Here is an 11,196-nt window from a genome sequence, read left to right on the forward strand (position 1 = left end):
CGTCAGGGGCCCGGTTGACAGAGCCCGCCGCAGCGACTGGGCTGGCAGAAACACCCCTGGTACCCGGAGGTACACGTGACGGCCCGCCCGCCCATCGTCCTCGACAGCGACCCGGGCATCGACGACGCCCTGGCCCTGCAGTACCTGCTGGGCACAGGCCGATGGGACCTGAAGGCCTACACCTCCGTGGGCGGCAACCTCCCGGCCGAGCAGACGTACCTGAACGCCCGCGCCCTCACCCGAGCCTTCGGCATCGACACCGACGTACCGGTCCACCGCGGCGCGGGCCGCCCCCTGACCCGCCTCCCGTACACGGCCGCGTCCGCCTTCCACGGCCCGGCGGGCCTCGGCAACGAGACGAACGAGACGCTGCCCGACTCCACGGCCGCCCACCTGCCGGAGTCCTCCGCGCGGGCCCTCCTGCGGCTCTCCCGGGAGTACGAGGGCGAGCTCACGGTGTGCGCCACGGGCCCGCTCACCAACGTGGCGATCGCGCTCCTGGAGGACCCGGGGTTCGCGCACCGCGTCAGGAAGTTCGTCTTCATGGGCGGCGCCGCGCAGGTGCCCGGGAACATCACGCCGGTCGCCGAGTTCAACATCTGGGCCGACCCCGACGCCGCCGAGGTGGTCCTCTCCTCCGGCATCCCGTTCACCATGGTCGACCTGGACGCCTCGCACCACTGGCTCCTCGGCCCCGCCGACCTGGCCACCCTGGATGCGGCGGGCCCGGGCACCGCGCTGGCCACCCGCCTGCTGCGGGCCTACATGGACGCCTACCGCCGCCATGGCGGGGGCGACGCCTGCCCGCTGCACGATCCGCTCGCCGTGGGCGCGTGCGCGGACGAGTCGTTCCTCACCGTCGCGGAGGGCGCCGTCATCGTCGAGTCCGCGAGCGAACTCACCCGCGGCAAGACCGTGTTCGTGCCCACGGCGGCCCAGCGCGGCTACTACACCGACTCCCCCGCCCTCACCGCCCGCATGATCCTCACGGGCCGCGTAGCCCTCGGTCCGGGCACCCGCGACTTCACGAAGGACTTCGTGGCCACCCTGCCGCGGTGGCCGGGGGTGGGCTGAACTCCTGGCGGGCACGGGCGGTGGAAATCCGCGGGCCGTTGTCGGTGCCCTCCGGCAGACTCCCCACCATGGACATCACGATCAGGCAGGCGAAGCCCGACGAGTTCGAGGTCGTCGGGGAGATCACCGTGCGGGCGTACCTGGACGACGGCGTGCTCGACTACGGGGAGTCCGACCCTTACCTCCCCGAACTGCGCGACGTGGCCAAGCGGGCCGCCGCGGCCGAGGTGCTCGTGGCCGTCGAGGACGGTCGCGTGCTCGGCGGAGTGACCTTCGTGCCGACCGGCGGGCCCATGGCCGACATCGCGCGGCCCGGCGAGGCGGAGATACGCACGCTCGCGGTGGCCGGCGAGGCCCGCGGGCGGGGTGTCGGGGAGGCACTCGCCCGCGCGTGCGTCGAGCGGGCGCGGGCCACACCGGGCTGCGTCCGCATCGTCCTGTCCTCCCAGCGCTCCATGCACGCGGCCCACCGGATCTACGAACGTCTCGGCTTCACCCGTACCCCCGGCCGTGACTGGAACCCGATTCCGCACCTCGACGACATCACGCTCCTCACCTATGAGTTGACGCTCTGACACTACCGCGACACAAGATGTGGGGGTGCTTCCGCGACCCGGCACAAGATGTATGCTCATGCTCGCTGTCGCCGCAGGGGAATCCGGTGCGAATCCGGAACTGTCCCGCAACGGTGTACTTGCGTGTGTACCTACCCATGTCCACACGCATGGCCAGTCCGAGGACCTGCCGACAGTGCGCCCGGCCGTCCGGTCCGGGTGCCTGACGTCCGGGCCTCGTGGAATGGGCCGGTGGACGCGACGCCGCGTGCGCTCGTGTGCTGCCCCCTGCCCTCCGCAAGGCCCCCGTGCCGAGCGAGGGAGAGCCCCACGTGACCATCGCGCCAGCCGACCCGGTTTCAGTGACCGAGGAAACCGCGGCGATCGAGGCGACCACGGCAGTCCAGGCGGCTGAAGCGGAGCCCGACGGTCCAGGAGCCGCGTTGCTGCGGACCCTGACCGAGCTGACCGCCGACCTTCCCGACGCCGACCCCGGCCGGGTCGCCGCCGCCGCGCTGCGCGGCCGGTCCGCGCGAGCCGACGAGGCGGAGTTGCGCGATCTGGCCACCGAGGCGGCGGCCGGTCTCATCTCGGAGGACCCGGCCTACTCGAAGCTGGCCGCCCGGCTGTTGACGATCGGCATCGCGGCCGAGGCCGCCTCGCAGGGCGTCACGTCGTTCTCCGAGTCCGTCGCCGTGGGCCACCGCGAAGGGCTCATCGCCGACCGCACCGCCGCGTTCGTGCAGCTGCACGCGGCCCGCCTCGACGCGCTCGTGGACACCGGCGCCGACGACCGCTTCGGCTACTTCGGGCTGCGTACGCTGCACAGCAGGTATCTGCTCCGGCACCCGATCACCCGCAAGGTCGTCGAGACGCCCCAGCACTTCATGCTGCGGGTGGCCTCCGGGCTCGCGGAGAGCGACACGGAACGGTCCGTGGACGAAGTTGCCGCGCTCTACGGGCTGATGAGCCGCCTCGACTACCTGCCCTCCTCCCCCACGCTCTTCAACTCCGGTACACGGCACGCCCAGATGTCGTCCTGCTACCTCCTCGACTCCCCGAAGGACGAGCTGGACTCCCTCTACGACCGCTACCACCAGGTGGCCCGGCTGTCGAAGCACGCGGGCGGCATCGGCATCGCGTACTCCCGCATCCGTTCCCGCGGTTCGCTGATCCGCGGCACGAACGGGCACTCCAACGGCATCGTCCCGTTCCTGAAAACCCTGGACGCCTCGGTCGCCGCCGTGAACCAGGGCGGCCGGCGCAAGGGCGCCGCCGCGGTCTACCTGGAGACCTGGCACTCCGACATCGAGGAGTTCCTGGAGCTGCGGGACAACACGGGTGAGGACGCCCGACGCACCCACAACCTCAACCTCGCGCACTGGATCCCGGACGAGTTCATGCGCCGGGTCGACGAGGACCGCGTCTGGTCCCTCTTCTCCCCCTCCGACGTGCCCGAGCTCGTCGACCTGTGGGGCGAGGAGTTCGACGCCGCCTATCGCAGGGCGGAGGATGCGGGGCTCGCCAGGAAGACCATCCCGGCCCGCGACCTGTACGGCCGCATGATGCGCACCCTCGCCCAGACCGGCAACGGCTGGATGACCTTCAAGGACGCGGCCAACCGCACCGCCAACCAGACGGCCGAGCCCGGCCATGTCGTCCACTCCTCGAACCTGTGCACCGAGATCCTGGAGGTCACGGACGACGGGGAGACGGCGGTCTGCAACCTGGGGTCCCTCAACCTCGGCGCGTTCGTGGACACGACGACGCGTGACATCGACTGGGAGCGGCTCGACGCCACCGTCCGCACCGCCGTCACCTTCCTCGACCGCGTCGTCGACATCAACTTCTACCCGACCGAGCAGGCGGGCCGCTCGAACGCGCGGTGGCGACCCGTCGGCCTGGGCGCGATGGGTCTCCAGGACGTCTTCTTCAAGCTGCGGCTCCCGTTCGACTCGCCCGCGGCCCGCGAGCTCTCCACCCGTATCGCCGAGCGGATCATGCTCGCCGCGTACGAGGCGTCGGCCGACCTCGCCGAGCGCGGCGGCCCGCTGCCCGCCTGGGAGAAGACCCGTACCGCCCGGGGTGTCCTGCACCCCGACCACTACGACGTGCGGCTGACCTGGCCGGAGCGCTGGTCGGCGCTGCGCGAGCGGATCGCGGCGACGGGTCTGCGCAACTCGCTCCTCCTCGCGATCGCCCCCACCGCCACCATCGCCTCGATCGCGGGCGTGTACGAGTGCATCGAGCCGCAGGTCTCCAACCTGTTCAAGCGCGAGACGCTGTCCGGCGAGTTCCTCCAGGTCAACTCGTACCTGGTGGACGAGCTGAAGCGGCTCGGTGTGTGGGACGCCCGCACCCGTGAGGCGCTGCGCGAGTCCAACGGCTCGGTGCAGGACTTCACCTGGGTCCCGGAGGACGTGCGCGCCCTGTACCGCACGGCCTGGGAGATCCCACAGCGCGGCCTGATCGACATGGCGGCCGCCCGCACCCCGTTCCTGGACCAGTCCCAGTCCCTGAACCTGTTCCTGGAGACGCCGACCATCGGCAAGCTCTCCTCGATGTACGCGTACGCCTGGAAGTCGGGCCTGAAGACGACGTACTACCTGCGCTCCCGCCCGGCGACCCGCATCGCCCGCGCGGCCCGAGCCACCGTTCCCGCACAGCAGGCGGCCCCCGAAGACGCCGTGGCCTGCTCCCTGGAAAACCCCGAGACCTGCGAGGCCTGCCAGTAATGACCACCGAAGCCAAGGCTGTGACATCCAAGAACCTGCTCGACCCGGGCTTCGAGCTGACCCTGCGCCCCATGCGCTACCCGGACTTCTACGAGCGCTACCGGGACGCCATCAAGAACACCTGGACCGTGGAGGAGGTGGACCTCCACTCGGACGTGACGGATCTCGCGAAGCTGTCAGAGGGCGAGCAGCACCTCATCGGCCGGCTGGTCGCGTTCTTCGCGACGGGCGACTCGATCGTCGCGAACAACCTGGTGCTGACGCTGTACAAGCACATCAACTCCCCCGAGGCGCGCCTGTACCTGAGCAGGCAGCTCTTCGAGGAGGCCGTGCACGTCCAGTTCTATCTGACGCTGCTGGACACCTACCTGCCCGACCCGGAGGACAGGGCGGCCGCGTTCGCGGCGGTCGAGAACATCCCCTCCATCCGTGAGAAGGCCGAGTTCTGCTTCAGGTGGATGGACTCGGTCGACAGTCTGGACCGCCTGGAGACCCGGGCCGACCGCCGCCGCTTCCTGCTCAACCTCATCTGCTTCGCCGCGTGCATCGAGGGCCTGTTCTTCTACGGCGCCTTCGCGTACGTCTACTGGTTCCGCAGCCGGGGTCTGCTGCACGGCCTGGCCACCGGCACCAACTGGGTGTTCCGCGACGAGACGATGCACATGAGCTTCGCCTTCGACGTCGTGGACACCGTCCGCAAGGAGGAGCCGGACCTCTTCGACGACGAGCTCCAGCAGCAGGTGACGGACATGCTGCGGGAGGCCGTCGAGGCCGAGCTGCAGTTCGCGCGCGACCTGTGCGGTGACGGCCTCCCGGGGATGAACACCGACTCGATGCGGCAGTACCTGGAGTGCGTGGCCGACCAGCGGCTTGCGCGCCTCGGCTTCGCTCCGGTGTACGGCTCCGAGAACCCCTTCTCCTTCATGGAGCTTCAGGGGGTTCAGGAGCTGACCAACTTCTTCGAGCGGCGGCCCTCGGCGTACCAGGTCGCAGTGGAGGGCTCGGTCGGCTTCGACGAGGACTTCTGAGCCTGCGCCGGCTCCGTACGCCGGTTCTCCTGCTCGGCCTCCCTGAGCTGACGGTCGATGCGCCGGTCGCGCACGATTCCGATCGCCGAGGGGAGGACGAGCAGGACGAACATGCCGAGGACGGTGAGCATTCCGGTGAGGGCTTCCATGCGTGTCGTATCCATGGACACCACTGTGGCGCCGAATGCTCCTTACCGTCAGTGGCAGGACTGCCGCGGGCCCTCGAATTCCTGCCACTTCCGAGGCACACTGGCACCATGTTGAACAACGTGGCCGCCGTCCTGCTCGACGGGGTGCATCCCTTCGAACTCGGAGTCGTGTGCGAGGTGTTCGGCCTCGACCGCAGTGACGAGGGGCTGCCGGTGTACGACTTCGGGGTGGCCTCGGCTGAGGGGCCGACGCTCAGCACCCACGCCGGGTTCACGGTCGGCACCTCGCACGGTCTGGAACGGCTGGAGGAGGCCGACCTGATCGCCGTACCGGCCGGGGACAAGTACGTGGAGCGGGAGTATCCGCCCGAGCTCCTCGACGCGCTGCGCCGGGCCACGGACCGCGGCACCCGGGTGCTGAGCGTGTGCTCCGGGGTCTTCCTGCTGGGCGCGGCGGGGCTGCTGGACGGGCGGCGCTGCGCGGTGCACTGGCGGCACGCTCAGGAGCTGGCCCGGCAGTATCCTCGGGCGATCGTCGAGCCCGATGTGCTGTACGTGGACGCGGACCCGGTCATCACCTCGGCCGGCACGGCCGCCGGGATCGACGCCTGCCTCCACCTGGTCCGCAAGGAGCAGGGTCCGGAGGTCGCCAACGCCATCGCGCGCCGCATGGTGGTGCCCCCGCACCGGGACGGCGGCCAGGCGCAGTACGTCGAGCGGCCCCTGCCGCGGTCGCGGTGCGACACGGTCGGCGAGGTGCTGGTGTGGATGGAGGAGCACCTCGACGAGGAGGTGACCGTGGAGCAGCTCGCCGCCCGCGCCCACATGTCGCCGCGCACCTTCGCCCGCCGCTTCCAGCAGGAGACCGGCACCACGCCGTACCGCTGGATCCTGCGCCAACGCGTGCTGCTGGCCCAGCGGTTGCTGGAGGCGACGGACGAGACGATGGACGCGATCGCGGGCCGCACCGGCTTCGGCACGGCGGCCGCGCTCCGTCATCAGTTCGTACGGTCACTGGGGACGACCCCGCAGGCCTACCGCCGCACGTTCAGGGGGCCGGAGGCCGCCTAGGGCCTATGGCGCTAGTCGTTCGGGACCACCGGGTACCGCGGCTCGTTCTCGGCCATCTGCCGCAGCGCGTCCTTGCGTTCGCGCTTGGAGAGCCGGTCGATGTACAGGTAGCCGTACAGGTGGTCCGTCTCGTGCTGGAGGCAGCGGGCGAAGTAGCCGGTGCCCCGCACCTTGATCGGGTTGCCCTTCTCGTCCTGCCCGGTGACCTCGGCGTAGTCGGGGCGGGCGAGCGGCGCGTACGCGGTCGGCACGGACAGGCAGCCCTCGTTGCTGTCGTCCAGCCGGCGCTTCTCGGCGGGCAGGTCGACGATCCGCGGGTTGCAGACCACGCCGACGTGCCGGGCGCCCTCGTCGTCCATGCAGTCGTACACGAAGACCTTCAGGTCGACGCCGATCTGGTTGGCGGCCAGGCCCACACCCTCGGCGGTGCGCTGGCTGGCGAACATGTCGTCCACCAGCCCCGCGAGCTCGTCGTCGAACTCGGTGACGTCCTTGCACTCCTTGTGCAGCACCGGGTTCCCTACGACGGTGATCGGACGCGAGGCGCCGCGCTCACGGTAGGCCTGCTCGCGCTCCTCGCTGTCCTCCGTGTCGATGACGAAGCCCTCGTCGTCCACGGGGAGCACGCCCGCGTGCTGCTGATCGGTGTCCTGCTGCGCCATGACCGACGTAAGCCTTCCTGGGTTCTCAAGAAAAGGTGCGGGTACAGCGTACGGGGGCCCGCGCCCCTTTAGGGGCGCGGGGAACTGCGCGAGCAACCACACACAACCCGCAGATGCCGACCGACAGAAGTCACAACGGCGCTCAGCAGACCTCTTCGAGATCCCGCCAGTCCCGAGAATCCGGACTGTCCGCAACCCACCCGTCCAAAAGCCCTCGCACGAGCGACGCCGGCGCAGCAATCCCACACTCCCGCTCCGGCGCCCACAGCTGCCCATCCGTACGGTGGCCCAGCGGGCCTGGATGCCCCGGCTCACTGTGATCGTGCGGATCGAGATGATCACCGTCACCCTCGTCCGCCGGCATCCGCGACTCCGAACACAGCCGGCACAGCAGCCGCACGGAGGACGACCAGTCCTCGGCAGCGAAACCGGCATCCGCGGCGAGCTGCTCCAGAGCGTCCCGGTCGGCCTCGGTCGCGGCCTCCAGGAGCACCACCCACGTGGGCACCGGCGAGGGCGCCCACAGCTCGATCTCGTCGAACACCGGGTACGCGTGCCCGGCGGCCGTGGTGCGCTCGCCGTGCGGCACGCCGTCGTGCAGGACGACCTCGCCCCAGCGGCGGCCGGAGGACGGCAGCGGGATGGAGAGCACCTCCATCCGGGCGGGGTCGAGGCGGCGCCCCCACACGACCTCGGCCTCGCCTTCCGGCGACAGCCGCACGGCCGCGCTGCCCAGGTCCATGCCGACGGGCTCCCCGGAGGCACCGGGGGCGCCGGGCACCCGCAGCCCGTACGCCTGCCAGGCCCGCCGGGCCAGAGGCCAGTCCTGCAAGGCGGTGGCCGCGATGCCCACGTTCCACCAGTCGGGCGCCCCGGTCTCCCGGTCGAGCAGCGCGACGGCCCTGAGGCCCGCGGCCCGCGCCTGCTCCCAGTCGTGCCGGAACTTGTGCAGCAGCGCGAGGTTGAACCAGGACTCGGACAACCAGGGCTCCAGGTCCGCGGCACGTGTCAACAGCGCGCCCGCGTCCTCGTACCGCCCGTCGCCGATCAGCGTGAACGCGCGGTCGGTGGCCTGCCGCCAGGAGGCGGAGGGCCGGTGCCGTCCCTTGCCGAAGATCCTCACGATTCCCGCCTGCCAGTTCCGTCCCGTTCGGTGGAGTGGGCTGGCCTTGTGCCCCCGGACACCCTCTCCCTCGCATCCAACCACGTACGGCTGGAAGGGCGCTCATTACCCATGGGTTACCCAGCCTTGGCCCGGGTCAGACCGCCTGTCCGTCTCTCCCCCACCCTTGCACGGAGCACGCCTCGTAAGGGGCACGGGGAACTGCGCCGCTCCGCTGGTTCAGCAGGACCCGGGCCAGTGACTCGACCACCTCGGGCTGGTAGTCGCGGGCGGTCCCCAGCCGCAGTTCCTCCAGCGCGCGCAGCGGCCCGCCCGGCCCGGCGTCGCGCGCCTTCTCCTCGTAGGCGTTCACGGCCCGTACGATCCGCGCGCTGACCGGCTGGTCCCGGTAGGGGTCGGCCTGGCGCTCGACGACCACCGCGACCTGGGCGTCCACCCCGGTCTGCCGGACGACGGCACCGCCGAGGAGGGCGATCCGCCGCTGTTCCTCGGCGGGCAGGGCGGCAGTGGCCCCGGCGGGCACCGGGTCGACCAGGGAGAGCTGCCCGATGTCGTGCATCAGGGCCGCGTACTCCAGCACGGTCAGCTCCGGCCCGGACAACCCCAGCTCACGCCCCACGGCCCGGCTGAGCTCGGCCACGCGCCGGGCGTGGCCCGCGGGGGTGTACCCGGCGATCTCGGTGGCCCGCGCGAGGGAGGCGATGGTCTGCCGGTACGTGGCGCGCACGGCCGCGTACCGGCGGAAGGAGAGCTGGGTGAGCAGCAGCGGCAGTGAGAACACGGGCAGCGCCCACAGGCCGACGACGGCCACCGCGAGGGACATCACCACACCGGTGGCGCACACGGCGGACCCGATGCCGAGCAGCGCCCGCAGCTCGTCCCGCAGCAGCGGGCAGAACGGCCAGCCGGTCCGCGAGCGGGCCAGCACCGCGGCGAGCACGGCGTCGCACAGCACGGCGAGGACCAGCAGTGCGACGAGGAGCAGCACGTACGCGGGCCCGTTCCACTCCCGCAACGCGCCCCGGTTGTAGAGGGGCTGGAAGCAGACGGCGGCGAAGGCGACGGTGAGGACGCGCCGGGCGAGGTGGTCGGCGGTGGACCCGTGCTCCCGGGCCACGTGCGGCACGCACCCGGCGAGCGCGGCCGCGACGACCACGGTGACGACCTGGGCCACTCCGTGCCGTGTGGGCTCCCCGCCGTTCGCCCCGAGCAGCGCGTACGCGAGCGCCCCGGCGGCCCCGAGCGGGGCCCGTTCCCGGCCTTCGGCGCCGCGCCAACGGGACAGCTCGCCCACGGCGACGAGCAGGCCGATGGCGAGCGCCGCCGCGGGTTCGGTGAGGCCGTGCCAGAGGGTGTGGGCGAGGCAGGTGGCGGCGACGAGGGCGGCGGATCCGTGGACGAGGGTGACGAACGGGTGGCTCACGAGCCGGCCTCCGCACGCTGGGGCGTGCTCTGTGGCGGGACGTTTCCGCGCTGCTCGTCGCCGTCGGCGGTGACGGCGGGATGCCAGCCGTGCCTGCCGAGGGCCCGGACCAACGCCTCGACCATCCGCGGATCGAAGTGCGCGCCCGCGCACCGCTCCAGCTCCTCCAGCGCGACCGCGACCGGGCGGGCCCGCCGGTAGCACCGGGTCGACGTCATCGCGTCGAAGGCGTCGGCGACCGCCACCACCCGTGCGCACTCGGGGATCTGAGTCCCCGTCAGTCCGTACGGGTAGCCGCTGCCGTCCAGCCGCTCGTGGTGGTGCAGGATCGCCGAGCGGGCCTCGCCGAGGAACCCGATCCCGCGCACCATCTCGTGCCCGTACTCGGGATGCAGCTCGATGACCCGCCGCTCCTCGGGGGTCAGCGGCCCGTTCTTGCGCAACAGCCGGGTGGGGACGCCGAGTTTGCCCACGTCGTGCAGGATCCCGGCGAAACGGAGCACCTCGACCCGCTCGTCGTCCATGCCCAGTTCACGGGCGATCATCATGGATGCCTGGCCGACCCGCTCGCTGTGGCCGCGCGTGTACCCGTCCTTGATGTCGACGGCCTGCACCAGGGCGCGGATGGTGGCCTGGTGGGCGGCCCGTTCCCGGTGGTACTGGGTGAACACCCAGCCGGACACGTACATCGGCAGCAGGACGAGCAGCGCGGCGACCGGCCCGTAGTGGCTGCGCCACAGCACCGCCATCATCAGTCCGGCGAGGCCGTGCACGGCGGCGGGAGCGAGGGTCCGCGGGAAGAGCCCGCGCCAGGCGTTCCTGACCGGCACCCGCTCGGCCAGCGCCAGGATCCCGCCGTCGAGGGCGGTCAGGACCGCGCCGAACGCGAGGACGGCGGCGACCGCCGGCACCAGCGCGTCCGGGAAGTCGGGCTCGGCGACGGCGTCCGGGCCGCCCAGCGCCCAGTGCACCCGGGAAGCCGCCCACACGGCGAGGCCGAGCCGGGCCGCCCGCCACACGCGCCGCAGCCGTCGCGGCCGCTGCTCGACCCGGGTGAGGAGCGCACCCGGGACCGCCACGAGCGCGGCGGCCTGGGGCGGCAGCAGGAAGGCCCCGGCCAGGAGGACGGGGAAGAACGTGCCCATGACCCTGGGCGCGTTGCGCCCGAGCAGACGGCACCGGGTGGCCTGCTCGCACCCGGCGTACAGCGTCGCGAGCAGCGCCACCGCCCACCACGGGACGTGGACGTCCGGCGCGGGGGCGAGGCAGACCAGGGCACCTGCGACGGCACAGGCGACGTACACACGTGCCCATACCGGAACAGACGCCATCGTGCTCCTCCCTTTTCCGGCTCCGGAGCCTAGGGCGGGGCGGGGC

Annotated in this window: 10 protein-coding genes and 1 riboswitch; of the genes, 5 read left to right on the forward strand and 5 right to left on the reverse strand. The window is 71.7% G+C overall.

Annotation, left to right across the window (positions count from 1 at the left end):
* The first annotated feature begins 75 nt into the window (after positions 1 to 75).
* The 4 genes from FNH08_RS32360 to FNH08_RS32375 all read left to right on the forward strand — a co-directional run bounded on the left by FNH08_RS32360 (position 76) and on the right by FNH08_RS32375 (position 5,391).
* Positions 76 to 1,074 carry a nucleoside hydrolase gene (locus FNH08_RS32360; protein WP_322725865.1) on the forward strand — a complete coding sequence of 333 codons (999 nt, stop codon included), beginning with the start codon at positions 76 to 78 and terminating at the stop codon, positions 1,072 to 1,074.
* A gap of 68 nt (positions 1,075 to 1,142) precedes the next feature.
* Positions 1,143 to 1,649, forward strand: a complete 507-nt coding sequence (locus FNH08_RS32365; protein ID WP_152775093.1) for a GNAT family N-acetyltransferase — start codon at positions 1,143 to 1,145, stop codon at positions 1,647 to 1,649.
* Positions 1,650 to 1,701: 52 nt separating this feature from the next.
* Positions 1,702 to 1,837, forward strand: a riboswitch (cobalamin riboswitch).
* 123 nt (positions 1,838 to 1,960) lie between these two features.
* Positions 1,961 to 4,363 carry a ribonucleoside-diphosphate reductase subunit alpha gene (locus tag FNH08_RS32370; RefSeq protein ID WP_407704494.1) on the forward strand — a complete coding sequence of 801 codons (2,403 nt, stop codon included), beginning with the start codon at positions 1,961 to 1,963 and terminating at the stop codon, positions 4,361 to 4,363.
* Positions 4,363 to 5,391, forward strand: coding sequence for a ribonucleotide-diphosphate reductase subunit beta (locus FNH08_RS32375; protein ID WP_152775094.1), 1,029 nt, complete (start codon positions 4,363 to 4,365; stop codon positions 5,389 to 5,391). The genes FNH08_RS32370 and FNH08_RS32375 overlap by 1 nt, the downstream gene beginning before the upstream one ends.
* Here the strand turns inward: FNH08_RS32375 and FNH08_RS32380 are convergent.
* Complete coding sequence (locus FNH08_RS32380) at positions 5,304 to 5,555, reverse strand: hypothetical protein (RefSeq protein WP_152775095.1); 252 nt, start codon at positions 5,553 to 5,555, stop codon at positions 5,304 to 5,306. The genes FNH08_RS32375 and FNH08_RS32380 overlap by 88 nt on opposite strands.
* Before the next feature lie 93 nt (positions 5,556 to 5,648).
* On the opposite strand from FNH08_RS32380, the gene FNH08_RS32385 reads away from it, so the two are divergent.
* Complete coding sequence (locus tag FNH08_RS32385; protein ID WP_152775096.1) at positions 5,649 to 6,611, forward strand: GlxA family transcriptional regulator; 963 nt, start codon at positions 5,649 to 5,651, stop codon at positions 6,609 to 6,611.
* An 11-nt stretch (positions 6,612 to 6,622) separates the two neighbouring features.
* Here the strand turns inward: FNH08_RS32385 and def are convergent, their stop codons facing one another.
* The 4 genes from def to FNH08_RS32405 form a co-directional block, all read right to left on the reverse strand.
* Positions 6,623 to 7,273, reverse strand: coding sequence for a peptide deformylase (gene def, locus FNH08_RS32390; protein WP_152775097.1), 651 nt, complete (start codon positions 7,271 to 7,273; stop codon positions 6,623 to 6,625).
* A gap of 142 nt (positions 7,274 to 7,415) precedes the next feature.
* A complete protein-coding gene (locus tag FNH08_RS32395; RefSeq protein ID WP_322725866.1) occupies positions 7,416 to 8,396 on the reverse strand; it encodes a tetratricopeptide repeat protein in 981 nt (326 codons plus the stop codon).
* 136 nt (positions 8,397 to 8,532) lie between these two features.
* Positions 8,533 to 9,819 carry an HD-GYP domain-containing protein gene (locus tag FNH08_RS32400; RefSeq protein ID WP_322725867.1) on the reverse strand — a complete coding sequence of 429 codons (1,287 nt, stop codon included), beginning with the start codon at positions 9,817 to 9,819 and terminating at the stop codon, positions 8,533 to 8,535.
* Positions 9,816 to 11,150 carry an HD-GYP domain-containing protein gene (locus tag FNH08_RS32405; RefSeq protein ID WP_152775098.1) on the reverse strand — a complete coding sequence of 445 codons (1,335 nt, stop codon included), beginning with the start codon at positions 11,148 to 11,150 and terminating at the stop codon, positions 9,816 to 9,818. The genes FNH08_RS32400 and FNH08_RS32405 overlap by 4 nt, the downstream gene beginning before the upstream one ends.
* Positions 11,151 to 11,196: the final 46 nt, after the last annotated feature.

Origin of the sequence: Streptomyces spongiae (genome assembly GCF_009377185.1) — a bacterium.
Taxonomy (GTDB): Bacteria; Actinomycetota; Actinomycetes; order Streptomycetales; family Streptomycetaceae; genus Streptomyces; species Streptomyces spongiae.